Genomic DNA, 24,144 nt, shown 5'->3' with positions numbered 1-24,144 from the left:
TGACGCGCCTGTGACAGTCGGCAGACACCTCCATGAAACTGCCGGGGCAAGCTCTTCATCAACAGACCGAAGCACGACTCCACGGCGGGGGGCGCGAGATGAACACACTGCACAGCAACAACTCCGGCGCAGTAATCACGCGGCTCCACGACGTGGTGATCGCACGCAACACAGAGAAGTCCGGTGCCGCGGGAGGGCGGGGGTGCTCTCGTGGCACCGGGCGTCAGCACCAGTCGTACATGACGGTCGTTGACGCGTCCGCGGTGGCCGCCAGGGCGGCCGTGCCCGGTCAGGCGGTGGAGTACGGGGAGACCACGGGGGAGCGGCCGTCCGCTTCGGCGGCGGAGTTCACCGCATACGTGCAGGAACGCCGCGCCTCCCTGTACGCCACCGCCTACCACCTGACCGGCGACCGTTTCGAGGCCGAGGACCTGCTCCAGAGCGCGCTGTTCTCGACGTACCGCGCCTGGGACCGGATCAGCGACAAGGCGGCGGTCGGCGGCTATCTGCGCCGCACCATGACGAACCTGCACATCAGCGCGTGGCGCCGCCGCAAGCTCAACGAGTACCCGACCGAGCAGCTCCCGGAGACGGTGGGCGACACGGACGCGATGCGCGGCACGGAGCTGCGCGCGGTGCTGTGGCAGGCGCTGGCCCGACTGCCCGAGACGCAGCGCACGATGCTGGTGCTGCGGTACTACGAAGGCCGTACGGACCCGGAGATCGCGGAGATCCTCGACATCAGTGTCGGCACGGTGAAGTCCAGCATCTGGCGCTCCCTGCGCCGGCTGCGTGAGGACGACGACCTCAGCTTCGGCCGTGACGAGCAGGAGTCCTTCGGCGAACTCGTCGCCTGAGGGATCGGGGGAGGGACCGCCGTTCCGGGGGAGACGGCGGGCGTTACGGGGGCGGGGGCCCGGGGGGAACGGGAACGGGGCCTGACAGGCCGGGGGGGGCCTGTCAGGCCCCGTTCCCATGTCCCGTGGTGCCGCGGGCTCATGTTGCGCGCGGGACGGACGGCGCCGGGGTCGGTCAGGACGGCTGGTCGGTCAGGACAGCTGGTCGAGGAGCGTGCGGATGAAGGGGCGGGCATCCTGCGGCGGGTCGGCCTCGGTGACCAGACGGTCCATGATCAGCGAGTACTGGTCGATCTCTTCCCGCTTGTCCAGGTAGACCGCGCCGGTCAGCTGCTCCAGGTAGACCTTGTCCGGGAGATCCGGTTCGTTGAACCGGAGAATGGTGATGGGCGTACCGGCCGCGGCCATCGCGCCCACGCTGAACGGGGCGATCTGCAGCGTGACGTTGGGCATCGCGGCCACTTCGGCGAGGTGCTCCAGCTGCCCGCGCATCACCTCGGCCCCTCCGAAGGGGCGGCGCAGGACGGCCTCGTCCACGACGGCCCACAGCGTGGGGGCGCCGGGGCGCGTGAGCAGCTTCTGGCGCTCCATCCGCAGGTCGACCAGGCGGTTCACCTTGGAGTCGGGGGCGTGCGGATATCCGAGACGGGTGACGACTCTGGCGTATTCGGGCGTCTGGAGCAGGCCCGGCAGGAACTGGACCTCGTAGGTGCGGATGAGCGAGGCGGCCTCTTCCAGGCCGATGTGCAGCTCGAACCAGCTCTCCAGCACGTCGTTGTACCGGTGCCACCACCCCGGCAGGTTGGCCTGCCGGGTCATCTCCATGTAGTCGGACCGGGCTTCTTCGTCCAGGATCTGATAGAGAGTCAAGAGATCGGCGACATCGCGCAGTTTGAATCCGACCTGGCCGCGCTCGAGACGGGTGATCTTGGCGTCCGACGCCCGGATCGCCCGGCCCGCGTCCACGCGTGTCACATCACGCTCCTGGCGGAGCCGCCGCAGCCGCGCCCCCAGCAGAATGCGCAGTGCTGTCGGTCCGATGTGCTGGTGGTCCAGGTAGCGCCTTATCGAAAGCTGCTCACCACTCGGCCGCTGTATGGCGGTCATGACAACTCCCGTAAGGCGACTGGACGGACACGAAGAGTGTCAGTGTTCCATCAGCCACCGGGTCACGTACAGCGGCGGGGCGTCCGCCGCTACCGAAGGCCTCAGCTCGACAGTGCGTCGAACTCGCCGTCCTTGGCCCCGGCGAGGAACGCGGCGATCTCCGCACGCGTGTAGATCAGTGCGGGGCCCTGCGGATGGCGGGAGTTGCGCAGCGCGACGCTCCCGTCGGGAAGTGCGGCGACTTCGACGCAGTTGCCCCCGGGGGCGCTGTGTCGGCTCTTTGTCCAGATTGCGTTGTCGATCAGGTCGGACCGGGTTCCGTTCTCAATCTGTCGCACAGTGACCGCTCCTCGTCGTGGTGTCACGTCTGACCAGGCATCATGCATATGCAATTGCAGGCGCACTTGCGACAGCACCTGCGTCAGCCGGAACTGTAATTGCAGATGCAGTTGCGACACCATCCTTCTGAGGGGGATAGTGGTCGCCGATCACCCGCTCGTGACGTCTGGCTGCTCCTCGGAGATCGCGATGACATCCCGCTCGACCGGACCCTCAGGTGCCTTACCCGGGCCCACCGTCCACCGCCTGCTGCGGCGTGCTTCGCGCGACGCCTTCCGGCATGAGGAGGCAGGTGCCGCGCCCGTCCGCTTCACGGCCTGCGCGCTGCCGGCCGGAGGCCAGGCGGTCGGCGAGGGCCGCAGGTTCACCGGATCCCTGCTCGACGACTGGGCGTTGAGCCCACTCGTCGACAACGCCGCACTGATCGTCTCCGAACTCCTCAGCAACGCCCTGCGGTACGGAATCGGAGCCCTTCCGGCCTGGTCCGGACCCACGCAGGCGGTCTGGCTCGGGCTGCTGCGCCGTCGCGGGACGGTGCTGTTCGCGGTCTGCGATCCCAGCACCGCAGTCCCGCGGCTCAGGGAACCGGACTACCTGGCCCAGTCGGGCCGCGGTCTGCACATCATCGACTGCCTCAGCGAGACCTGGGGCTGGACCACCCCCGACACCGACGGGAAAGCGGTCTGGGCCGCGGTCTCGTGTCCCGCCGGATCCGGTGGCCGCACCACGTCACCGGCCGGTGAACGGGCGGCCTCCCGGCAGCCGGTGCGTACCCTCGGGGCGGCCGTCGGGCGCCGAACCGTCTAGGGTCGGGCGGGAGTTGGCTTCGAAAGGATGGGAACCCGATGGGTGATACGCCGGAGTGGATGACGCAGGGAGAATCGCGGACGCCCGTCGACCTGAAGACCGACCAGCCACACGCGGCGCGGGTCTACGACGTACTGCTGGGGGGCAAGACCAACTACCCGTCTGACCGGGCCATGGCCGAGAACGTCGTCGAGAACCTGCCGGCCGCGCGGCTGACCGCGCTGTCCAACCGGGCGTTCATCCACCGGGCGACCCGGTATCTGGCGGCGGAAGCCGGCATCCGGCAGTTCCTGGACATCGGCACCGGGATACCCACTTCGCCCAATCTCCACGAGATAGCCCAGGCCGAGGCTCCTGACAGCCGGGTGGTGTACGTGGACAACGACCCGATAGTGCTGGCGCATTCACGCGCGCTGCACATCGGCCGTCCGGAGGGGCGGACGGCGTACATCGACGCCGACGCCGCGGACCCGGACAGAATTCTCGCCGCTCCGGCGCTGCGCGAGACGCTCGACCTCGGCCGACCGGTGGCGCTGAGCTTGTGTCTGCTGCTGCACTGGCTGCCTGCTACGGCTGATCCGTACGCGGTGGTACGGCGCCTGGTCGGGGAACTGGCGCCCGGCAGCCACCTGGTGATCACCCACTTCGCGCGGGACTTCGACAAGGAAGGGACCGACGGTCTCGAGTCGGACTTCAAGTCCTCCGGCTCGCAGCTGAAGGCCCGGACCAAGGACGAGGTCACCCGCTTCTTCGACGGTCTGACGCTGATCGAGCCGGGAATCGTCGTACCGCACCAGTGGCGGCCCGCCGCGGTCGCCGTGGACGTCGGCAGCCCGGACTCGACGACGGACGAGAGCGCGGTGCCGGTCTGGGCGGGCGTCGCGGTCAAGAACAGCTGACCGGCCGGGTGCGGGGCCGGGGCGGGCGCTCAGGCCGACCGGGCGGCCCCCAGGGACCCGGCCGCGTCCCCCGCACCCGCACCTGCCGCCGCCGCGAGGCGGTCCAGCGCCTCCGGCTTGGCGCACGGATACGCGCCGAGACCCGACTGCCTTGCCACGATGCCCCGTTCGGCCCGCATCAGCCGCCAGCCGCGCCGCAGCAGGAACGGCACTGACTTGCGCCCTTCGCGCAGATCCCGCATCAGCCGCCGCCGGAACGTGGTGGAAGGGCGTCCCCGCAGGCAGAGCGCGTCCGCCAGTACGCCCAGCTCCTCGCACCGCCGCACGATGTCCGCGGCGAAGATCCCCTCCGCGACGAACGTGGTCGCCCGGCCGATACCGAAGGCCTCGCTGTCCACGCGGGCACTGGCGGCGAGGTCGTAGACGGGCACGGTCGTACGGCCGGTGCGGCACAGCTCCTGGACCGCGGCGACCGCCGCGTCCGCGTCCCAGGACCGCGGGGAGTCCCAGTCGATGTCCGCGCTGCCGGGGACCTGCGGCAGTGTCGGGTCGCCGGCCTCCTTGTAGAAGTCGTCGAGGCGCAGTACGGGCAGGCCCGAACGCGCCGCGAGGGACGACTTGCCGGATCCGGAGGGGCCCGCGAGCAGGACGACGCGGGTCGGTATGGGCTGGAAGGAACTCACGGAAGCACATTCTCCCGTACACGGCGGTCCGGGCTACTCCCAGGAGTGAGGTTGCCGCGTTCGTTGGAGCACACACCCTCCAGCAACTACTCTTTGTGCTCATCCGCTTACTCTGCGAGTCAGGAAACCCATGGCATCACATGCAGCTCCCAAGCCCCGGCGGAACTCCCTGCTCCGTGTCGGCCTCACTGTCTCCGTGGCCGGGGCGGCGCTCGGCATGGGCGGCGCCGCCGCACAGGCCGCCGCGCCCGCGACCACCGGCAGCGGCTCGCCCACCGCGGTCCTCGGCCAACTCGGCCCTTCGCCGGTCCAGGTCCTGACCGGGGCCGTCGGTCACGCCACGGCGCCGGTGGCGAGCCTCCAGCTCGATCCGCTGGCCAAGACGGGCGTCGATCCGCTGGACAACGCGGTCGGCACCCAGATCGCCGACTTCAAGCCCGTATCCACGGCCGTGCTCACCTCCCCGCTCACCGGCGGAGGCGCGCTCAAGGACCTGCTGCCGGGGGCCTGACGGGCGGCGGCCGCGGTACCGCAGAGGCCCCGGCCGCCGCTGAACGGAGCAGTTCAGCGGCGGCCGGGGCCTTTGGTGCCACCTCGGGTACGGGTGGCTTACCGGCTCAGTAGGACGAGCCCGACACGCCCAGCGCGCCCGTCGGGTGCCAGACCGTCTTCGTCTCCAGGAACGCCGTCAGCCGCCCGGTGCCGGGATCGGCCGTGAAGTCCACAGCCTGTGGACGCAGTACCCGCTTGAGGTTGTCGGCGGCGGCGATCTCCAGATCCCGGGCCAGACCGGCATCCGCGCCTGTCAGATCGATCGCGTTGACGTCCTGGTGCGCGGCGAGCGGCGCGGCGATCTCCGCCGTCCTCCCGGACAGCACATTGACCACTCCGCCCGGCAGGTCCGATGTCGCCAGCACCTCGCCGAGCGACAGCGCGGGCAGCGGGGACTTCTCGGCGGCGATGACGACCGCGGTGTTCCCGGTCGCGATGACCGGGGCGACGACCGAGACCAGGCCCAGGAACGACGAGTCCTGCGGGGCGAGGACCGTCACCACTCCGGTCGGCTCGGGGGACGAGAGATTGAAGAAGGGGCCCGCCACCGGGTTCGCCCCGCCCGCGATCTGACCGATCTTGTCGGTCCAGCCCGCGTACCAGACCCAGCGGTCGACCGCCGCGTCCACCACGGCCCCGGCCTTCGCCCTGGAGATGCCGTCGGCGTCCGCCACTTCGCGCACGAACTGGTCCCGGCGGCCCTCCAGCATCTCGGCCACGCGGTAGAGGACCTGGCCCCTGTTGTACGCGGTCGCGCCCGACCAGCCGCCGAACGCCTTGCGGGCCGCGACGACCGCGTCCCGCGCGTCCTTGCGGGAGGACTGCGGGGCGTTGGCCAGCCAGTTGCCCTTGGAGTCGGTCACCTCGTACACGCGCCCGCTTTCGGAGCGGGGGAACTTGCCCCCGACGTACAGCTTGTAGGTCTTGAAGACGCTCAGCCGGTTCTGCTGCTCGGTGCTCATCAGCGCTTGCCCTCCGGGCTCGACGGGGCGAGGTACGCCTCCAGGCCGTGCCGGCCGCCTTCGCGGCCGTAGCCCGATTCCTTGTAGCCGCCGAAGGGCGAGGTCGGGTCGAACTTGTTGAACGTGTTGGCCCACACCACACCGGCCCGGAGCCTGCTCGCGACCGCGAGGATGCGCGAGCCCTTCTCCGTCCAGATACCGGCGGAAAGGCCGTACTGCGTGTTGTTGGCCTTGGCGACGGCCTCGTCGGGCGTACGGAACGACAGCACCGAGAGCACCGGGCCGAAGATCTCGTCGCGCGCGACGGTGTGGGCCTGGGTGACACCGGTGAAGAGCGTCGGCGCGAACCAGTAACCGGACGACGGGAGTTCGCACGCGGGCGACCAGCGCTCCGCGCCCTCCGCCTCGCCCGTCTCCACGAGCTTCTGGATACGCGCGAGCTGCTCGGCCGAGTTGATCGCGCCGATGTCGGTGTTCTTGTCGAGCGGGTCACCGAGGCGCAGCGTGGAGAGCCGCCGCTTCAGCGCGTCCAGCACCTCCTCCTGCACCGACTCCTGGACCAGCAGCCGCGAGCCCGCGCAGCAGACCTGCCCCTGGTTGAAGAAGATGCCGGTGACGATGCCCTCGACGGCCTGGTCGACGGGCGCGTCGTCGAAGACGATGTTCGCGCCCTTGCCGCCCAGCTCCAGGGTGACCTTCTTGTCCGTACCCGCGACGGAGCGGGCGATGGCCTTGCCGACGGCGGTCGAGCCGGTGAAGGCGACCTTGTTCACGTCCGGGTGCTCGACCAGTGCGGCGCCCGCGTCACCGTAACCGGGAAGGATGTTGACGACGCCCTTCGGGAGACCGGCCTGGCGGCAGATGTCGGCGAAGAACAGCGCGCTCAGCGGGGTCGTCTCGGCGGGCTTGAGCACCACCGTGTTGCCGGTCGCGAGGGCCGGGGCGATCTTCCAGGCGAGCATCAGCAGCGGGAAGTTCCACGGGATGACCTGGCCCGCGACGCCCAGCGGCCGGGGGTTCGCGCCGAACCCGGCGTGATCGAGCTTGTCGGCCCAGCCCGCGTAGTAGAAGAAGTGCGCGGCGACCAGCGGGAGGTCCGCGTCGCGCGTCTCCTTGATCGGCTTGCCGTTGTCCAGGGTCTCCAGGACGGCCAGCTCGCGCGAGCGCTCCTGGATGATCCGGGCGATCCGGAAGAGGTACTTGGCACGCTCGGAGCCGGGCAGCGCCGACCACGTGGTGAACGCCTTGCGGGCCGCCTGCACAGCGCGGTCCACATCGGCGCTGCCCGCGCGGGCGACCTCCGACAGGACCTCCTCGGTGGACGGGCTGACGGTCTTGAAGACCTTGCCGTCCGCCGCCTCGGTGAACTCGCCGTCGATGAACAGGCCGTACGACGGGGCGATGTCGACGACGGAGCGCGACTCGGGGGCCGGCGCGTACTCGAATGCGGATGAGAGAGCCATGGTGATCAGTCCACCGTCACGTAGTCGGGACCGGAGTAGCGGCCGGTGCTGAGCTTCTGGCGCTGCATCAGCAGGTCGTTCAGCAGGCTGGAGGCGCCGAAGCGGAACCAGTGGCTGTCCAGCCAGTCGGCTCCCGCGGTCTCGTTGACCAGCACCAGGAACTTGATCGCGTCCTTGGTGGAGCGGATCCCGCCCGCGGGCTTCACACCGACCTGGACGCCGGTCTGTGCGCGGAAGTCGCGGACCGCCTCCAGCATCAGCAGGGTGTTGGCGGGGGTGGCGTTGACCGCGACCTTGCCGGTCGAGGTCTTGATGAAGTCGGCGCCCGCCATCATGCCGATCCAGGAGGCACGGCGGATGTTGTCGTACGTCGACAGCTCACCGGTCTCGAAGATCACCTTCAGCCGGGCAGCCGTCCGGTCGGCTCTGACGCACTCCGCCTTGACGGCCTGGATCTCCTCGAACACCGAGAGGTAGCGGCCGGAGAGGAAGGCGCCCCGGTCGATCACCATGTCGATCTCGTCGGCCCCCGCGGCGACCGCGTCCCGCACGTCGGCGAGCTTCACCGGCAGCGCCGCGCGGCCCGCCGGGAAGGCGGTGGCGACGGAGGCGACCTTCACGTCCGCGCCGTTCAGCGCGGCCTTCGCGGTGGCGGCCATGTCCGGGTACACACAGACGGCGGCCGTCATCGGGGCCGTGCGGTCGGTGGGGTCGGGGTGGACGGCCTTGGCGGCGAGCGCCCGGACCTTGCCCGGGGTGTCGGCGCCTTCGAGCGTCGTCAGGTCGATCATCGAGATGGCCAGGTCGATGGCGTACGCCTTCGCCGTGGTCTTGATCGAACGGGTGCCGAGGGCGGCGGCGCGCGCTTCGAGGCCGACGGCGTCGACGCCGGGCAGCCCGTGCAGGAAGCGGCGCAGCGCGCTGTCGGACGTGGTCACGTCGGCGAAACCGGTGGCGGAGGAGGCGTCTCCCTGGCGGGAGGCTTGTCCTTCGCTCGGGGCGCCGGGGGAGGGGGCGGTGGTGGGCATGGTCACCAGAGGAGCATATCTACGCGCGTAGCGACCTGTACAGGGGGCGGTCGGTCACGGCTCGGAACGGACCTTCCGGCGCGGGCCGTGCCACCGGTGCCCCGGCCCGGCCCGCAGGTGGTGCGGCTCAGCCCACCGCGAGGAGTACGGCGAGGAGTACGGCGCCCGCCACGCAGGGGGCCATGATCTCGTAGGCCCAGCGGACCTCGGGGACGCCCTGGGCCGTCGGCCGGTCGTTGCCGAGATCCGAGAGCCGGCGCAGGTCGGAGACCGTCTGGTCGGACGGAGCACGGCCCTGGTCCACGTCCGCGCCCTGGGCGAACGGGTTGCGGCCCTGGCGGGCCGACGCACCGGGGGCCGCTGCGCGCATCTGCTGGATGTTGGCCCTCTTCCGGCGGCGCAGCGAGACCGGCACGGCCCAGAGCTGGTACTTGCCGCCGCCCGCGAAGGCCTCGGTCGAGTAACTGGCGCGGATGTCGTCGACACACGCCCAGGGGAGCGTGACCGCACGGAAGGGGTTGCGGATCCTGAGCCGGTCGTCATTGGCGTACACGGCGGGCCGCAGCGTGAAGGCGATCACCAGCGGAACGATGAGGAGCAGCGAGGCGAGGGCCAGCCAGGGGGTGTTGCCGTGGCCGTTGACGAGGGCGTCGATGCCCAGCCAGAGGGCGAGGGCGAGCAGCAGCACACCGCCCGCCATCCCGGCGAGTGACCGGTAGACACGGTCGGCGTAGACCGGGCCGGAGGGCTGCGGCGTGGGGGGCTCAGGGGTCATGCACCGATTCTGCCTGACGGGCCGGGCCGGGTGGCACGGCGGTCGGTGCGGTGGCGGCTGCCTCCCCTGAGACGTCCCGGTACGCCGTGGCCCCGGCGAGGGCTCCGGCGCCCACCGCGCCCGGCAGCGGAGCTGGAGGTGGCAGTCCGGCCCGGGGCTGGCCACGATGGTGGGGTACCGGTCCTGCCCCCTCCGGGCCGAGGTGAGTGGTGGGTAGTCGCGTCCGTCATCAAGCGGGAGGCATACGTCCGCGACCTGCTCGCGCCGCTGCGAGTGGATGACGAACTGCTGGACGAGCTGATCCGGTGAGCGCCGTCGCTGCATCGGAGGCATGAATCGGCCGGAGGCGGGTTCACGCTCCCCTTCGGCGCTACTGGCGGCCACGAGCGGGTTGCTCCGTTGGCTCAGTGCCACGGATTGGCGTGGGAGGAGGCAACTCCGGCCCGGACGTCTGCCCAGGCGCCGGAGAACTCGCCGCAGCAGCACTCACCAAGCATCCTCACGAACCAGCAAGATCTGCTGAGGAGTTCTCTCCGCATCTCCGAACGGGGGCGCCCGCGGGTCACGATCACCTCGCCACTCAAGATTCCTCGTCGCAGGTCAGAGCGATCGCGTCAAGGACGACTCGGTGACACAGGACAGTCGGCGAACCCGGCCGTTTCGGCTTCTGTGACAGCGGGCCGGTCGTGCGGGGTGAGTGCGCAACACATGCCGCCCTGGTCCGGTTGTGCCACCTTGCCCGCTTACGCGGGCTACGGAGGACGTCCCTTGCGCGGGCCACGGAGGGGCTGCTCAACGATCGGTGAGCAGCCCGGCGTCGTGTGCGAGGACTGCGGCCTGTACGCGGTTGGCGCAGCCGGTGCGGGTGAGGAGCCGGCTGATGTGCGCCTTGACCGTGCCGGCGCTCAGATACAGCTGATCGCCGATCTCCGCGTTGGACAGCCCCGTGCCGAGCAGCCGCAGGACGTCGCGTTCGGCCGGGGTCAGCTCTTCGGTCCTGCGCAGAGCGGCCTCGGTGTCCCGGCCGGACCGTACGTGACGTTCCAGCAGCTGCCGGGTGATCCGGGGCGCCAGGACCGGTTCACCTCTCGCGGCGAGTAGCACTGCGCGGATCAGCTCGGTGGGGCCGGTGTCCTTGAGGAGGAATCCGCTCGCCCCGGCCCGCAGGGCGCGTGTCACGCTCGCTTCCTCACCGAATGCCGTCAGCATCACGACGCAGGTGCGGGGTGAGAGGCGGGCGATGTCCTCGGCGGCCGCGATTCCGTCCCTGATCGGCATCTGGATGTCGAGGAGGGCGACATCGATGTCCTGGGCGCGGCATGCCGCGGCGGCATCTCGGCCGTTGCCCGCCTCGGCGACCACCTCGATGTCCTCGGCGTTCTCCAGGATCAGCCGGATTCCCGCACGCATCAGTGTCTCGTCGTCGGCGATCAGGACTCGGATCATCAGCTCATCCTAGGGCTGCCATCGTCAGCAGTACGACGAGGAAGCCCGCCGTGGGCAGGACCACGAGCAGCGCCACGCAACCCGATCCCAGAACCCGCGGCCAGGTCAGGATCTCGTCCGACAGCGGAGCTCGGGCCCCTTCTTGCGCGATGCCGCCGGAGGCAAGGCGGGCCGTGGCCGGAGAGGTTCCTGTGACTGCCCCCCTGAGCGCGGCAAGTTCCGGGGTGCTGTTCCCGTGGGTGGGCAGCCGGGCCGCCATGCGGAAACCGCCGTTCGGCATGGCGCCCGCTTCGAACGTGCCGCCGAGCAACGAGATCCGTTCCTGACAGCCGGCCAGCCCGCTGCGGCTTCCCCCGTGGGAGTGGCCCGCCGCGCGCGGCGGCTCGTTGGTGACGGATACTTCGATCCCCCTGTCCGTGGCTTTGACCTGCACCTTGGTGGGCGCGCCGGACGCGTGTTCCAGCACGTTCGTCAGCCCTTCGCGGACTATCCGGTGGATCGCCTGCCGCGTACGGGAACCCACGTCGGCCGTATCGGGAACGGACCAGTCCAGCTCGACGGTGCTTCCTGTCTGGCGTGATTCCGTCACCAGAGTGGTGATGTCCTCACGCGTTCCCCTCTCGTTCCCGGCCCCGGCCTTCAGGTCCTTGACGTCCACATGCCGCAGGACACCGAGGATTTCGCGCAGTTCCCCCATGGCCGTACCGGCGGTCGTGCGCAGCAGCTCGGCCTGTCCGGCGAGCGCGGGCGCCTGTCGCGCGGCGCCGAGTTCAAGCGCCCCGGCGTGCACGGAGATCAGGCTCAGCCGGTGGCCCAGGAGATCGTGCATCTCTCCCGCGATCCGGGCCCGTTCCTCCGTCCGGGCGGCCGCGGTGGTCAGCGTGCGGGTCTGTTCCAGATAGGCGTTGCGTTCCCGCAGCAGGCTGACCAGGGGGCGTCGCCGCCCCAGCAGGGTCCCGGCCAAGGTGGGCAGCAGCAGAAGCAGCACCGCTGAGCCCGCGTTGCCGGCCAGTTCCACCGGCAAGGCATCGGAGTGGACCAGGGCAGAGACAACGGTCAGGACGCCGACGGCGGCGAAGCCCATCCCGGCGGCCCGCCACGCACGCCGGGCCGGTGCGATACGACGGGTGGCGGACAGCACGATCAGCGGCACCACCGCCAGCGTCCATACGTTGGCACCCACGAGCAGCAGAGAGGCGCACACAACGGCGGCGGCCGGCCGGCCGCGCCGAACCGGGACGATCAACGCCGCCCACACCCCCTCCAGCACCGCCGACGCCGGCCTTTCCGGGGGTACCGGCAGCAGCGGTAGCAGGCAGAAAGCTGCCGCCAGGGCACAGACCAGCGCCTCGACGACGACCGTACGGCGCTCGGAGGCACGCACCGCGGCCCACCCATGGGCCGCTTCGCGGCGCACCCACCGAGGCACACCGCTCAGCGTGCGCCCCAGGCGCATGGACCAGCGTGGCCGCTGTGTGTCTTCGGGCATCTGACTCATGATCGCCCCTGCCCTGCCACCGTGGATCTCCCGGGAGGAACGGTAACTGCAGTGACGGTCGCCGCACGGCGGGTCCCGGGCGTCATGCGCCCAGCCGGAGGCTCAGCTCTGCCCGCAACGCGGCCACGTCCACCTGGTCGGCAGCCAGCAGCCGTGCCACCGCGTCACCAGCCCCGGTGTCCGCATCCGTCGCCGACTCCTCGAGCAGCGCGGACAGCAGGTGGACCGTACCGACACTGGGGGATCCGTGCTCGACCGCGGTCAGCCGCGCGACCGCCACGGTCCGCTCGGCGGCAGCGGACAGCCGCACACCGTCGCTGTCGCCGTCGGGAACAGCGGTGGGCGTGATCGCCGGAGCCGAAGAAACCAGGGAAGCCTGCCGTACACCGTGTCGGCTCATCAGAGCCGGAGCAGCGTTGGCGGTCGCCGGACTCCTGGGTAGCGTGCGCCCGGCGACGGACAGTGCCCGGTCCAGGGCCAGTATCCCCAGCAGGAGATCCACCGGCTCCGCCGCCGCGCGCCCGCACCGTACCGCTTGCCGCACGGCCTCGCCGGACACCGCGAACAGAACCGGTGAGCCGTTCACGGCGGCTCCTGAGGTCCACGAAGTCAGCGCGCGGGCCAGGGGGTTACCGCTCTTGCCCAGCGTTCCGGCCCGGCGCAGAAGGGTGACGCCGCGGGATTCCGGTCCCTCGGACTCCGCGGAGGCGCCTGCGTCCAGTCCGTCGAGCACGGTTGCAGCGGCGGCCGGATCCAGCCTTCGCAGCAGGAGGGCCTCCCGAGCCCTGCTGTCCGGCAGATCCAGCAGGGCACGGGCCACGTGCCGGCAGCGCACCGAGATCGTCCCCTCGGCGCGGGCCGACCTGAGCGCGAGCAGCAGGCACGCGCGCACCGCCCCGGTCATCCGGGGCAGCACCCGGCCGCTCTCCGGGGCCGATCCGCGCGAACCGAGGCCGAAGCGCCACTGCGCCTCACGCCAGGCCGCATCGACCTCTTTCTCGTCGGCCTCCCGGCCGGCGTCCTCATCGGCTTCCTCATCCGTGCCGGCCGATCCAGGCACACTGTGCGCCTCGTCGTCGCTCACCCAACCGCGGCCCGCCCGGCCGGAGATCATGCCGCTGAGCGAGCCAGCCTTCCGCATCCCCGGGGCGATCGCCGCACCGGCGTCCGTGTCCCCCATCACGAGTTCCCCCAGCAGGGTGTCCGTCCCCACGGCCGGCAACTCGCGCCTGACCGCACGGCGCAGTGTCTCCACGAGCAGCTCCAGGACGTCCGGCTCGAACTCTGTGGTCGCTCCGCCCGCGGCCGTGGCGTGGGCGTGTGATCCGGTCGTGACTCGCTGGTCCATCGAACATTCCCCTTGGAGCGTGTTGGCTTGGTTCGAACGACGCTAGGCGCACCCCCCGCGGCACCGCGTCGGCCGACCGGCCACACTCACGGTCCGATCGGCGACCGGCCACAGAGCATCAGCCACCCGGCGCGCCCCGTCGTACGACGACCGGCGGTCTCCCCGGCGGTCATCACCGCTCTCGCCTCGCACGGACCGGCTGCCCTCTGGACAGCGTCGCCGCTGGGACGTTCCTGTCCGCCTCCGCCACCACCGGGAAGGGCCGGGGAACGCGGCTCGGCGGTTACTGCCGCCGAGCGCGGGCAGGCTCCCCGGCCTGGGAGCGACAGAGGCGCGGGTCTCGTCCGTCATCGACCGGCCCCGCCTCCCCGCGGCAGGCGACAGCCGGCACCGATGCCGCTGAGCCGTATGCGGCCGACCGCCCCGGCTCCCCTTGGGGTCAGTCGCCCTGACCGGCGCTCCGCCGCCCCGGGCGACGTCGACTTCATCTGGTCCTGCTACCTGCGAAGATTCGACCTGGAGCACACGTTCCGCCTATTCAAGCAGTCCCTGGGCTGGACCCGCCCCCGACTGCGTGACCCGCAGGCCGCGGACCGGTGGACCTGGCTCGTCGTTGCAGCCCACACCCAGCTCCGCCTCGCACTCCCCCTGGCAGCCGACCAGCGCAAGCCCTGGGAGAAGGCCACCCGCCCCGGCACCGCACTCACCCCGACCCGGGTACGGCGATGGTTCCGGAACATCCGCCCTCGCCTCGGCAGCCCGGCCGCTGGACTCGATGCCTTTGCGTGCGATACGGACGCCGATGTGCTTGCCCCATAACCATTTCCGCAGGTGGGGCGCGTCGTAGGCTTTGTCCGCGTGCAGTCGCTGGGGCTTGAGGTAGCGGCCGCGGTGGGGGCCATGCGCTGCTTGCCTCGAACCCAGGGGCAAGGGGTAAGCCGTTCATCCACCGCGTATTCGCCGTCGCGCAGTCCCTGCTGTTCCGCAGGCGGGCAGGGCTGGGCTGGGGTACTGATCAGTTCGGGCGGACTATGGGAGAAGGCAGACCCCAGCCTTCGCGAGACCCGCGGGGCGAGAGGAGGGCTGGAGATGAGCGCGGCTCAAGCTCGGCGTTCGCAGCCGGAACAGCCGAAGGCCGGCCCCGGCCCGCCCGGCGGCCTGATGGACCTGCTGCGTATCGCCGCCGTGGTCCTGGACGCCGACGGCCGGATCGTGCTGTGGAGCCCGCAGGCCGAGCAGCTGTTCGGCTACACCGCCAAGGAAGCGCTGGGCCAGTACGCGGCTCGTTTGATGGTCCACGAACACGACCTGGATCTGGTCATCCAGCTGTTCGCCGAGGTCATGGACAGCGGCGAGAGCTGGGCCGGAGCCTTCCCGGTCCGACGCAAGAACGGCACGACCCACCTGGCTGAATTCCGCAACATGCGTCTGGAGGACGACCAGGGAGACCTCTATGCCCTGGGCTTGGCCAGCGACCAGGACGCCTTGCGTACTGTGGAGCGCGACCTGGCCCTGTCCACCCGGCTGGTCTCGCAGTCCCCCATCGGGCTGGCCGTGCTGGACACCGACCTTCGCTACGTCACGGTCAACCCCGCCCTCGAGCGAATCAACGGCATCCCCGCCGAGGGACACCTCGGCCGCCGCTTCCGCGAAGTCCTGCCCACCCTGGACGTCAATGCGGTCGAGAGCGCTATGCGCCAGGTCCTTCGCACCGGTACTCCGATCGTCGACCAGGCCAGCATCGGCCGTACCCCGGCGGACCCGGACAACGATCACGCCTGGTCCGCCTCGTACTACCGGCTGGATACCTCGGACGGGCACGTACTGGGCATCGCCCTCTCGGTCGTAGACACCACCGAACGCCACCGGGCCACCCTGGAAGCCGACCGAGCCCGGCACCGACTGGCACTCATCGCCGATGCCTCCGTCCGGATCGGCACCACCCTCGACCTCTACCAGACCGCCCACGAGCTCGCCGACTTCGCCGTCCCCGACTTCGCCGATGTCGCCGCCGTCGACATCCTCGACTCCCTCCTGGAAGGCAGCCCCTCGGCAGTGGGCCATGGCGGCAATACGGTCTTCCGGGCGCTGGCCCTGGCCGCCACACGTCCCAGTGGGGCCGCCGAGGCAGCAGACCGGCCCGGCAGTATTGCCGCCTACGGCCCAGACCGCCTGGTCACACAGTGCGTCCGCACCGGTCAGCCCATCCTGATCCCGCACGTACAAGCCGACGACCTCCCTCGGATCGCCCGCGACGCCAAGGCAGCGGCCCTCCTTGGCCGCGACGGCGTTCACTCCTACCTCGCCGTACCACTCGTCGCCCACGGCGAAGTGATCGGCGCCCTGGACCTCAAACGCACGCGCAACGGTCGCCCCTTCGATCACGACGACGCCGTGCTAGCCGGAGAACTGGCTGTGCGCGCCGCCGTCAGCATCGACAACGCCCGCTGGCACCAGAGCGTCCGCAACACCGCCATCACCCTCCAACGCAGCCTGCTGCCGGATCATCCACCACCTTTGGCGGGCCTGGAGGTGGCCTCCCGCTACCAGCCGGCCAAGGCCAGCAACGAAGTGGGCGGCGACTGGTTCGACGTCATCCCCCTCGACCACGACAGGACTGCGCTGGTCGTAGGCGATGTGATGGGCCACGGCATCGACGCCGCCGCCACCATGGGACGCCTGCGCACCGCAACCTGCGCCTTCGCTGAACTCGACCTGGATCCCGCCCAAGTGCTCCACCACCTGGACAAGATCACCAGCGGCCTGGAGCACTACATCGCCACCTGCATCTATGCGGTCTACGACCCCCACCGTCAGCGGTGTCACCTCGCCAATGCCGGACACGTGCCCCCGGTCCTCATCCGCGGCGGCAAGCCCGCACAACTGATCGACCTCCCCACCGGCGCACCCCTCGGTGTCGGGGGTGTCCCATTTCGCACCACCACCCTCGCCCTTGGCCCAGGTGACCGACTCGTCCTCTACACCGACGGCCTCGTCGAAACCCGCGACCAGGACATCGACAGCCGCCTGCACGCCCTACTCAGACACCTCGACGCCGTCCCCGACGTTTCACTGGAAGACACCTGCGACCGCCTTCTGAACGCCCTACGACACCCCGACGGCAACGACGACGTCGCCCTGCTCATCGCGCGGCCGAAGCCGATGACTGGGTCCTCCGGCCTCCAGGAAGGATTCCCATGACGATCAGCTCCGGCGCAGACGAGGTTCTCGGTGGTCTGGACGGCATCCGCGCCGATCTTGAGGACTTCTACCGGGACCTCCACGCCCACCCCGAGCTGGGCCTGGCCGAGCGGCGGACCGCGTCGCGGGTGGCCGAGCGGCTGCGTGACTGGGGATACCGGGTGACCGACGGCATCGGCACCACCGGTGTGGTCGGCGTCCTGGCCAACGGCGACGGCCCGACCGTCCTGCTGCGGGCCGACATGGACGCGCTCCCGGTCAGGGAGGACACCGGTCTGCCGTACGCCTCGACGGTGACCACCACGAACGCGGACGGTGTCGAACTGCCGGTCATGCACGCCTGCGGACACGACACCCATGTCACCTGCATGCTCGGCTTCGCCCGGCTGATGGCTGCTTCCCCGCAGGCATGGCAGGGCACGCTGACCGTGCTGTTCCAGCCTTCGGAGGAGAACGGCGACGGCGCCGACGCGATGGTCGACGACGGTCTCGCCGACCGCATCCCCCGCCCGGACGTGGCACTCGCCCAGCACGTCCTGCCGTATCCGGCGGGCTATGTGGGCGTACGCTCCGGCTCCTTCCTGTCGGCGGCGGACAGCCTGCGGATCACGCTGTACGGGCGCGGCGGCCACGGCTCCATGCCGCAGTTCGCCGTCGACCCCGTGGTGCTGGCGGCGCTGTGCGTGGTGCGGCTCCAGACGGTCGTCTCGCGCGAGCTGGCCGCCACCACGCCGGCCGTGCTCACCGTCGGCAGTATCCAGGCGGGCGCGAGCCCGAACGTCATCCCCGACAGCGCCGTCATCCTGCTGAACGTCCGCACCTACGACGAGACGACCCGCAGCCAGGTGCTGGACGCGATCGAGCGCTGCGTCCGGGCGGAGTCCACGGCCTCCAACGCACCGAAGGAACCGCGAATCGAGCGCATCACCTCGTTCCCGGCCACGGTCAACGACGCGGACGTCGCCGAACGGCTGGCGAAGGCGTTCACAGCGCACTTCGGGGACGACGCGGGCACGATCGAACTCCAGACGGCCAGCGAGGACTTCAGCTCGATCCCGCGCGCCTTCGACGCGCCGTTCGCCTACTGGGGCTTCGGCGGCGCCGACCCGGAGAAGTACGCGGACGCGGTCAGCAACAACACGGTGGCCGAGGACATCCCGGTCAACCACAGCCCGCACTTCGCCCCGGTGACGCAGCCGACACTGGACACCGGGGTGGCGGCCCTGACGGTCGCGGCCCTGGCGTGGCTGGGTGCGGACGCGGCGGAGAAGCAGGGCTGACAGGGCGTTCCGCCGGTTCCCTGCGGCAGGGCCCGGGGGTTCTCTCCGCACGGCGGAGGTCCGGCCCGGTAGGGCGACGTCGCCCTACCGGGCCGGACCTCCCGGTTCCTCCCGGCCGGGGCCCGGAGCCGGCGGCCGGAACGATCACGGCGGCGGGCGGTTCGGACGGCGGCGCGAAGGGCATCATGAGAGGCCGTGCGGGGCATCGATCCTGCCCTGCTGCCTGGTGACATGGTGTCAAGCGGCTGGTTAGAGTCCGGCGCGTGAGCATCTGGACTTCTCTGGAGCCTGCGTCCACCACGGTGGACCCCGGCAGTACGGCTACTGTGCGGCTTCGCCTGCGCAACACGGGCGACGTCGTGGACGAGTACCGGTGCGTACCCGTCGGTGATCTGGCCCCGTACGTGACCGTCGAACCACCGACCATCCGTCTCTTCCCGGGCACCACCGGCACCGTGGACCTCACGTTCGCCCCGCCCCGTACCCCGGACGCCATCGCCGGGCCGAACCCGTACGGTGTCCAGGTCATTCCCACGGAGCACCCGGAGGCCACCACGGTCCCCGAGGGCAACGTCACGATCACCCCGTTCTCCGAGGTCCGCGCGGAACTCGTGCCCCACACCGTCAAGGGCCGCTTCCGCGGGCGTCCGAAGCTGGCCATCGACAACCTGGGCAACACCAAGCTCACCGCGTCCGTCAACGGCAGTGAGAACGGCGACCAGCTGTCGTACGAGATCCACCCGGCGAACGTCCAGATCGAGCCCGGCCGTGCCGCGTTCGTCAAGGCCACCCTGCGTCCGCGCCAGATCATCTGGTTCGGCCGCAAGCAGGACCGCCCGTACCGGCTCGCGATCCAGCGCTCGGGCACCAAACCCCTCGACGTCGACGGCACCTACGTCCAGCGCGGATTCCTGCCCCGCTGGCTCGCGACGTTCTTCGCGGTCTGCATGGCCATCGCCATCGTCTTCATCATGGCCTGGTTCACCCACAAGCCCCAGGCCGCGACCCGCGCCACCGCCAAACCCCAGGAAGCCGGCGTCGCGCTCCCGGCGCCGACCCCCACCCCCAGCCTGCCGCCCCCCGCGGCCAGCGTCCCGCCACCCACCCCCTCGGCCCCCAACCCCGACACCGGGGACAGCGGCGGCGCAGGCGGAGGCGGCGGCGGTGGCGGCGCCTCCAAGAAGAAGCCCGCGGACCCGGCGAACCAGAAGCACGTGGAGATCAAGAACTCGGTGACCAAGCTCTGCGCCGAACTCCCCGGCAGGGACAACGGCAAGATCAACGGGCCGGTCCAGGAGAACGACTGCAACCCGACCTCCGCGGACAACCAGGTCTGGGACCTTGAGGTCCAGCACGCGCACGGCGGCCCGGACAACAACAGTCTCTTCCAGATCCGGAATATCAAGGACCGCCTCTGCATGGATCTGCCGGGCGGCGGCAATCAGCCGGTCGGGGCCCTGGTGACCGAGTTCACCTGCGCCGGGACGCAGCCCGACAACCAGCTCTGGTGGCTCGACAAGCAGGACGACGGCCACTACTGGATCCGCAACCGTGCGAGCGACGGCCTCTGTCTGAACGTCGACGGCTACAGCCCGCCCGGCAAGCCGGTCACCACCAAGAACCGGCTCACCCTGCACGAGTGCAGCAACACGGACGACCGTGAGTGGGACATCATCAAGGTCGCTCCGGGGCTGTAGGGGGCCCCAGGGTCCTTGCGCTGTGCCCTTCCGGGTCGCGTGCTCATAGTGCAAGCCCCCCTTGGCGCGGTGACCGGGAACGGTCACCGCGTCCGGGCACGGCTCCCGGCAGTCCGGTGAACCGGTCGGCCGGGATTCCGCTGCCGCGGCGGATCCCGGTGGTCTCGTGCGCGCCGAGTGGTCAGCTCCGGCCGACCAGCGCCTGGGTCCCGAGGACGGTGAGGAGCGCCAGCTGTTCGGCGTCCCGGCTGCCCGGTTCGGTCGTGTAGATCATGATGCGCAGGTCACTGCCCGCGACGCTGAGGACGTCGCAGTCGAGTGTCACGACCCCCACCTGCGGGTGATCGACGGTCTTGTGCGGCGCCTCGTACTGCTCCACGGCCCCGGCATCCCACAGTTCCGCGAACCGGTCGCTGCCCGCGCGCAGTTCGGCGATCAGCCGCCGCAACCGCTGGTCAGCCGGATACCGGCCCGCCGTCGCACGCAACCCGGTGACCTGCGAGGCCTCCAGTGCCCGCCGGGATTCCGGTGTGTGGCGGGCGCGGGTGCCCGAGCCGAGGAAGTTGCGCCACACCGCGTTGCGGTCCTTGCCGTGCCACTCGCCCATCAGGGCCGCGTACAGCGGGTTGGCCAGCAGCAGCGTCCACGCCGCGTCGTAGACCGCGACGGGCGTGGCGGTCAGCCGGTCCAGCATCCGCTGGACGCCGGGCGTGATGTAGGCGGGCACCGTGCCCTGCCCCGGAGGTACGAGCCGCGCGACGCCGAAGAGATGCTCGCGCTCGGCCGCCGAGAGGCGCAGTGCCCGGCTCAGGGCCTCGACGACCTGCACCGAAGGGTTGGTGGCCCGGCCCTGTTCGAGGCGGGTGACGTAGTCGACCGAGATCCCGGCCAGCAGGGCCAGCTCCTCGCGGCGCAGCCCGGCCGCGCGCCGGTGGCCGCCGACCGGGAGCCCGGCCGCCTCGGGGGAGGCCCGGTCGCGCCAGCGCCGCACCGTGTGTCCGAACTCCGTGTTCGCCATGACTCCACTGTGCCCCGGCCCGCACGGATCTTCCTGGTACCGGCAGTCCCAGGAAGGCTGGACGCCTGGTTCACCGCACGTTTCCGCCGCATCGTGGAGGCATGACTACGACACTGATCACCGGAGCGAACAAGGGTCTCGGGTACGAGACCGCCCGCCGCCTCACCGCTGCGGGCCACACCGTCTACCTGGGCAGCCGGGACGCCGGACGCGGGCGGCGGGCCGCCGAGGAGCTGGGTGCGCGAGCGGTTCAGCTCGACATCACCGACGACGCGTCCGTGGCGGCGGCGGTCGAGGTCATCGAGGCCGGGGGCGGGCTCGACGTACTCATCAACAACGCCGGTATCCAGGCGGAGATGACCGCCGACGGCAGCGCCGTGAGCGGCGCTGCGGACACGACCGCCGACATGATGCGGACGACGTTCGAGACGAACGTCTTCGGCACCGTGCGCGTCACCCGCGCACTCCTGCCGCTGCTGCGGCGCTCGGCCGCCCCGGTGGTGGTCAACGTCAGCAGCGGCCTGGCCTCACTGACCGGGGTCACCACCCCGGACACCCCGGCGTACGCCTATCCGGGCGTCGCCTACCCGGCGTCGAAGGCAGCGGTCAACATGCTCACCGTGCAGTACGCCAAGGCGTTCCCGCAGATGCGGATCAACGCGGTGGAGCCCGGCTTCACCAGGACCGACCTGAACGGGAGGACGGGTATCCAGACCGTCGAGCAGGGAGCCGAGATCATCGTACGGATGGCGCAGGTGGGCCCCGACGGCCCCACCGGGGGCTTCTTCGACACTGAAGGCCCGCTGCCCTGGTGATCGGGGCCCCGGCGATCCGGGCTCACTGGAGGGAGGTGTGCCGGGCCCTCGGACAGGTCATCGACGCGCGCCGGGAGCTGGGCCGTGGCGTGCGGCCCGTGCTGGACGGCCGGCTCCTCACGCGGATCCGTTCTCCAGTAACCGGGCCCTTCGACGGTGCGCCGGGCGGGTTGACGGAGCCTGCAGGCGGCGGCAGGATGACGGACTGCGTGGCCTACGCCGAACCTCCCGCGACCGTCCCCAGCACGGTCTTCCATCGGAGGCAAAGGGACTAGCGTCTCAGGTCGCTGCCGCAGCCCGATCGCCTCGGGCGAGGTTGCTGGGGGGCCGTCGCTCAAGGCGTGGAAGGCCGCGATGACAGCCCGCAGGAACTTCAAGCGCCAGGTGCGCGCCCGCGCCGTCAGGACCGGAGAGTCCTACACGTCTGCCCTCCGGCACTTCCGTCCGACTCCACCCGGAGACGTCATGTCGGAAGCAAGGAATACCCGAAGCGTACGGCTCGCCGTCGCACAGACCCCTGTTCGTGATGACCCCCGAGACGCTGACGCGCTGCGCGAAAGCGGCCGCCAGGTCCGTGCTTTGATGCGTATGGCGAGTGCTCGGGGCGCGAGGATCGTGCACTTCCCGGAAGGGGCGATCTGCTTTCCCCACAAGCTCGTCATGTCCGTCGAGGGCCCGGACGCGGTCGGCCCCGCGGACTGGGACCGGTGCCAGTGGCCGGTTCTGCAAGCAGAGCTGACCGCTATCGCCGAGTTGGCACGGGAGTTGCGGCTGTGGACGGTGATCGCCTCGGTGCACCGCTTGACCGGGCCGAACCGCCCGCACAACAGCCTCTACGTCGTCTCCGATCGCGGCGAGGTTGTCACGCGCTACGACGAGCGCCTGCTGTCGAAGACGAAGGTGTCGTACATGTACTCGCCGGGCATCTCGCCGGTGACCTTCGACATCGACGGTGTGCGCTTCGGCTGCCTGCTCGGCATGGAGATCCATTACCCGGAGTTGTTCGCCGAATACGAGCAGCTGGACGTCGACTGCGTCCTTCTCTCCACGACCGGTGTCTCCCCGGGGAACGCCGCTGCCCAAGCCCAGGGCCACGCTGCGGTCAACAGCTACTGGGTCAGCTTCTCGGTGCCCACTCAGCACAGCACGGCACCGTCCGGGGTCATCGCGCCCAACGGTGACTGGCTTGAGCGCTGCCCCGCGGACGGCTCGCCGTCCGTAGCCGTCGTGAACCTCGATGACAGTTCCGAGGCCGCCGCCGAAGCCGTGGCCTACGCGCGCCCCTGGCGTCGTGAGTCGCGCGCGGGCGCCTACGCCGAGCACCGGGTGACCGACCCGCGCAGCGAAGACCGAACCGCGGCCTTCTAGCGCAGAAGCAGAACGCGAGGGGTTCGCGGGTGTGGGACGGCTCCCGCCGCGAACGCCTCGCATTCTGAGTCGGGGGGCGCCGGATCGTTGTCGGTGGTCATGACCGGCCGCCTCAGCGGCTGAGGCGCCGGGGCTGTCGGCGCGTCATGTGGCCGTGGGCCATTCAACTGGTGTCTCTCAGAAGGGGGATGGAGCAGACGGAGCTGTCGCTCAAGTGCTGCGCTCGCCGTTGCCGGAGTGGACCAGGGTCCGGAGGTGATCGACCGCCGTTCGGAGGGATTCCAGCTCTGCCATGCGTTCCGCGTTCCGTTCGGCGAGCGCAGCGTTCAGCCCCGCGAAGAACCGCGTCCGGTACGCCAGGTCCGTCTCGATCCGTTGCAGCTCCGCGAACAGGGCGGGCAGCCCGTGCCGTTGAGGGGTGAGTACGCGCTTGAGACGGGACAGGTACCGGTGCAGCAGGACCTGTACGACTCCGGCGACGAGGGCCGTCCGGACAAGTGAGTACGTCACGGCTGCCGCTCCCCGTGCTCGGCCTGCCGGTGCCGCCTGCGCAGAACCCGGCAGTCGGTCTCCCCGCTCGGATCGTTCTCTGCTTTGGCGACCGCTTCGGCGAGGTCCAACTCCTGGCACTTTAAGCAGGGTTCGGGGTCGGACTGGCCCCGCGGATGAGTCCCGGCGGCGGTCACCATGCGGGCCCCCTGCGGCTCCGGGCGTTGACCCGTGCGTTCTCGGCGGTCAGCCGCTCGGCCGGGGTCGGGGTCCGTACGTGCTCGGGGGCTGCCTCCCATTCGGGACCACCGGCGACCGGCCGCAGCGACCAGTACGGTCCGGCGAGCCCCCGGAACTCCCCGGTCCGATTGCCGTGCCCTGTATCGACCATGAGCGTGCCGAGGGCTGGGACGTACAAGGGTTCTTGCCCGTCAGGTGAATTGGTCTCTGCAGACATCGCCACTCCTCTCCGTAGTCGTTCGACTACCAAGGCGGCTCAGAGTGGCTTAGAG

At 70.5% G+C, this 24,144-nt stretch carries 24 protein-coding genes and 2 pseudogenes; 11 read left to right on the top strand and 15 right to left on the bottom strand.

Annotation, left to right across the window (positions count from 1 at the left end; genetic code table 11):
* Positions 1 to 98 precede the first annotated feature (98 nt).
* On the top strand, positions 99 to 857 hold the full coding sequence (locus OG584_RS12315; RefSeq protein ID WP_405777890.1) for a SigE family RNA polymerase sigma factor: 759 nt from the start codon (positions 99 to 101) through the stop codon (positions 855 to 857).
* Positions 858 to 1,049: 192 nt separating this feature from the next.
* Here OG584_RS12315 and OG584_RS12310 read toward each other — a convergent pair whose 3' ends face one another.
* Positions 1,050 to 1,964 carry a helix-turn-helix domain-containing protein gene (locus OG584_RS12310; protein ID WP_405777889.1) on the bottom strand — a complete coding sequence of 305 codons (915 nt, stop codon included), beginning with the start codon at positions 1,962 to 1,964 and terminating at the stop codon, positions 1,050 to 1,052.
* Between the two features lie 101 nt (positions 1,965 to 2,065).
* Entirely contained in the window at positions 2,066 to 2,302 is a 237-nt protein-coding gene (locus OG584_RS12305; RefSeq protein ID WP_405777888.1) for a DUF397 domain-containing protein, read from the bottom strand.
* Positions 2,303 to 2,492: 190 nt separating this feature from the next.
* Here OG584_RS12305 and OG584_RS12300 point away from each other — a divergent pair, with 190 nt between their 5' ends.
* Positions 2,493 to 3,110, top strand: a complete 618-nt coding sequence (locus OG584_RS12300; RefSeq protein ID WP_405777887.1) for an ATP-binding protein — start codon at positions 2,493 to 2,495, stop codon at positions 3,108 to 3,110.
* A 59-nt stretch (positions 3,111 to 3,169) separates the two neighbouring features.
* Positions 3,170 to 4,009 (top strand): SAM-dependent methyltransferase, encoded by an 840-nt coding sequence (locus tag OG584_RS12295; RefSeq protein ID WP_405777886.1) that lies wholly within the window; start codon positions 3,170 to 3,172, stop codon positions 4,007 to 4,009.
* Between the two features lie 29 nt (positions 4,010 to 4,038).
* Here the strand turns inward: OG584_RS12295 and OG584_RS12290 are convergent, their stop codons facing one another.
* Positions 4,039 to 4,692, bottom strand: coding sequence for a uridine kinase (locus tag OG584_RS12290; protein WP_405777885.1), 654 nt, complete (start codon positions 4,690 to 4,692; stop codon positions 4,039 to 4,041).
* A 130-nt stretch (positions 4,693 to 4,822) separates the two neighbouring features.
* Between OG584_RS12290 and OG584_RS12285 the strand changes: the two genes are divergently transcribed.
* Positions 4,823 to 5,203, top strand: a complete 381-nt coding sequence (locus OG584_RS12285; RefSeq protein ID WP_405777884.1) for a hypothetical protein — start codon at positions 4,823 to 4,825, stop codon at positions 5,201 to 5,203.
* Positions 5,204 to 5,309: 106 nt separating this feature from the next.
* Here the strand turns inward: OG584_RS12285 and OG584_RS12280 are convergent, their stop codons facing one another.
* From OG584_RS12280 to OG584_RS12265, 4 genes are all read right to left on the bottom strand, one after another.
* Positions 5,310 to 6,206, bottom strand: a complete 897-nt coding sequence (locus tag OG584_RS12280) for an aldehyde dehydrogenase family protein (RefSeq protein WP_405777883.1) — start codon at positions 6,204 to 6,206, stop codon at positions 5,310 to 5,312.
* Positions 6,206 to 7,669, bottom strand: a complete 1,464-nt coding sequence (locus OG584_RS12275; protein ID WP_405777882.1) for an aldehyde dehydrogenase family protein — start codon at positions 7,667 to 7,669, stop codon at positions 6,206 to 6,208. The genes OG584_RS12280 and OG584_RS12275 overlap by 1 nt, the downstream gene beginning before the upstream one ends.
* Positions 7,670 to 7,674: 5 nt before the next feature.
* A complete protein-coding gene (gene deoC, locus OG584_RS12270) occupies positions 7,675 to 8,697 on the bottom strand; it encodes a deoxyribose-phosphate aldolase (RefSeq protein WP_328322074.1) in 1,023 nt (340 codons plus the stop codon).
* Positions 8,698 to 8,824: 127 nt separating this feature from the next.
* Positions 8,825 to 9,472: a PH domain-containing protein gene (locus tag OG584_RS12265; RefSeq protein ID WP_405777881.1), complete on the bottom strand. Its 648-nt coding sequence runs from the start codon at positions 9,470 to 9,472 to the stop codon at positions 8,825 to 8,827.
* 138 nt (positions 9,473 to 9,610) lie between these two features.
* Here OG584_RS12265 and OG584_RS12260 point away from each other — a divergent pair, with 138 nt between their 5' ends.
* Entirely contained in the window at positions 9,611 to 9,781 is a 171-nt protein-coding gene (locus OG584_RS12260) for a hypothetical protein (RefSeq protein WP_405777880.1), read from the top strand.
* Positions 9,782 to 10,264: 483 nt separating this feature from the next.
* On the opposite strand, the gene OG584_RS12255 is transcribed toward OG584_RS12260, so the two are convergent.
* From OG584_RS12255 to OG584_RS12245, 3 genes are all read right to left on the bottom strand, one after another.
* Positions 10,265 to 10,918: a response regulator gene (locus OG584_RS12255; RefSeq protein ID WP_405777879.1), complete on the bottom strand. Its 654-nt coding sequence runs from the start codon at positions 10,916 to 10,918 to the stop codon at positions 10,265 to 10,267.
* 4 nt (positions 10,919 to 10,922) lie between these two features.
* Positions 10,923 to 12,407: a sensor histidine kinase gene (locus tag OG584_RS12250; RefSeq protein ID WP_405777878.1), complete on the bottom strand. Its 1,485-nt coding sequence runs from the start codon at positions 12,405 to 12,407 to the stop codon at positions 10,923 to 10,925.
* A 91-nt stretch (positions 12,408 to 12,498) separates the two neighbouring features.
* Positions 12,499 to 13,764: a hypothetical protein gene (locus OG584_RS12245; protein ID WP_405777877.1), complete on the bottom strand. Its 1,266-nt coding sequence runs from the start codon at positions 13,762 to 13,764 to the stop codon at positions 12,499 to 12,501.
* Between the two features lie 462 nt (positions 13,765 to 14,226).
* Here OG584_RS12245 and OG584_RS12240 point away from each other — a divergent pair.
* Positions 14,227 to 14,529, top strand: a pseudogene (locus OG584_RS12240) (transposase); the annotation flags it as partial.
* On the opposite strand, the pseudogene OG584_RS12235 reads toward OG584_RS12240, so the two are convergent.
* Positions 14,509 to 14,670 (bottom strand): annotated as a pseudogene (locus OG584_RS12235) (IS5/IS1182 family transposase); the annotation flags it as partial. The pseudogenes OG584_RS12240 and OG584_RS12235 overlap by 21 nt on opposite strands.
* Positions 14,671 to 14,853: 183 nt before the next feature.
* On the opposite strand from OG584_RS12235, the gene OG584_RS12230 reads away from it, so the two are divergent.
* From OG584_RS12230 to OG584_RS12220, 3 genes are all read left to right on the top strand, one after another.
* Positions 14,854 to 16,965, top strand: a complete 2,112-nt coding sequence (locus OG584_RS12230; protein ID WP_405777876.1) for a SpoIIE family protein phosphatase — start codon at positions 14,854 to 14,856, stop codon at positions 16,963 to 16,965.
* Entirely contained in the window at positions 16,962 to 18,245 is a 1,284-nt protein-coding gene (locus OG584_RS12225; RefSeq protein ID WP_405777875.1) for an amidohydrolase, read from the top strand. Before OG584_RS12230 ends, OG584_RS12225 begins: the two co-directional genes overlap by 4 nt.
* A 263-nt stretch (positions 18,246 to 18,508) precedes the next feature.
* A complete protein-coding gene (locus tag OG584_RS12220) occupies positions 18,509 to 19,942 on the top strand; it encodes an RICIN domain-containing protein (RefSeq protein ID WP_405777874.1) in 1,434 nt (477 codons plus the stop codon).
* A gap of 181 nt (positions 19,943 to 20,123) precedes the next feature.
* Here the strand turns inward: OG584_RS12220 and OG584_RS12215 are convergent, their stop codons facing one another.
* The gene (locus OG584_RS12215; RefSeq protein WP_405777873.1) at positions 20,124 to 20,960 is read right to left on the bottom strand and encodes a helix-turn-helix transcriptional regulator; all 837 of its coding nucleotides are present in this window, start codon (positions 20,958 to 20,960) and stop codon (positions 20,124 to 20,126) included.
* A 101-nt stretch (positions 20,961 to 21,061) separates the two neighbouring features.
* Between OG584_RS12215 and OG584_RS12210 the strand changes: the two genes are divergently transcribed.
* Entirely contained in the window at positions 21,062 to 21,775 is a 714-nt protein-coding gene (locus OG584_RS12210; RefSeq protein WP_405777872.1) for an SDR family oxidoreductase, read from the top strand.
* A 465-nt stretch (positions 21,776 to 22,240) separates the two neighbouring features.
* Entirely contained in the window at positions 22,241 to 23,143 is a 903-nt protein-coding gene (locus OG584_RS12205) for a carbon-nitrogen hydrolase family protein (RefSeq protein WP_405777871.1), read from the top strand.
* 210 nt (positions 23,144 to 23,353) lie between these two features.
* On the opposite strand, the gene OG584_RS12200 is transcribed toward OG584_RS12205, so the two are convergent.
* The 3 genes from OG584_RS12200 to OG584_RS12190 are packed head-to-tail and all read right to left on the bottom strand — an operon-like array spanning position 23,354 to position 24,089.
* Positions 23,354 to 23,653 carry a hypothetical protein gene (locus tag OG584_RS12200; protein WP_405777870.1) on the bottom strand — a complete coding sequence of 100 codons (300 nt, stop codon included), beginning with the start codon at positions 23,651 to 23,653 and terminating at the stop codon, positions 23,354 to 23,356.
* Positions 23,650 to 23,832, bottom strand: a complete 183-nt coding sequence (locus OG584_RS12195; RefSeq protein ID WP_405777869.1) for a hypothetical protein — start codon at positions 23,830 to 23,832, stop codon at positions 23,650 to 23,652. Before OG584_RS12195 ends, OG584_RS12200 begins: the two co-directional genes overlap by 4 nt.
* Complete coding sequence (locus tag OG584_RS12190; RefSeq protein ID WP_405777868.1) at positions 23,826 to 24,089, bottom strand: hypothetical protein; 264 nt, start codon at positions 24,087 to 24,089, stop codon at positions 23,826 to 23,828. Before OG584_RS12190 ends, OG584_RS12195 begins: the two co-directional genes overlap by 7 nt.
* Between the last annotated feature and the right edge of the window lie 55 nt (positions 24,090 to 24,144).

It is taken from the genome of Streptomyces sp. NBC_00859, assembly GCF_045161865.1.
Lineage (GTDB): Bacteria > Actinomycetota > Actinomycetes > Streptomycetales > Streptomycetaceae > Streptomyces.
Note: the sequence above shows the minus strand (reverse complement) of the source record. Positions and strands in the feature narration are given on the sequence as shown.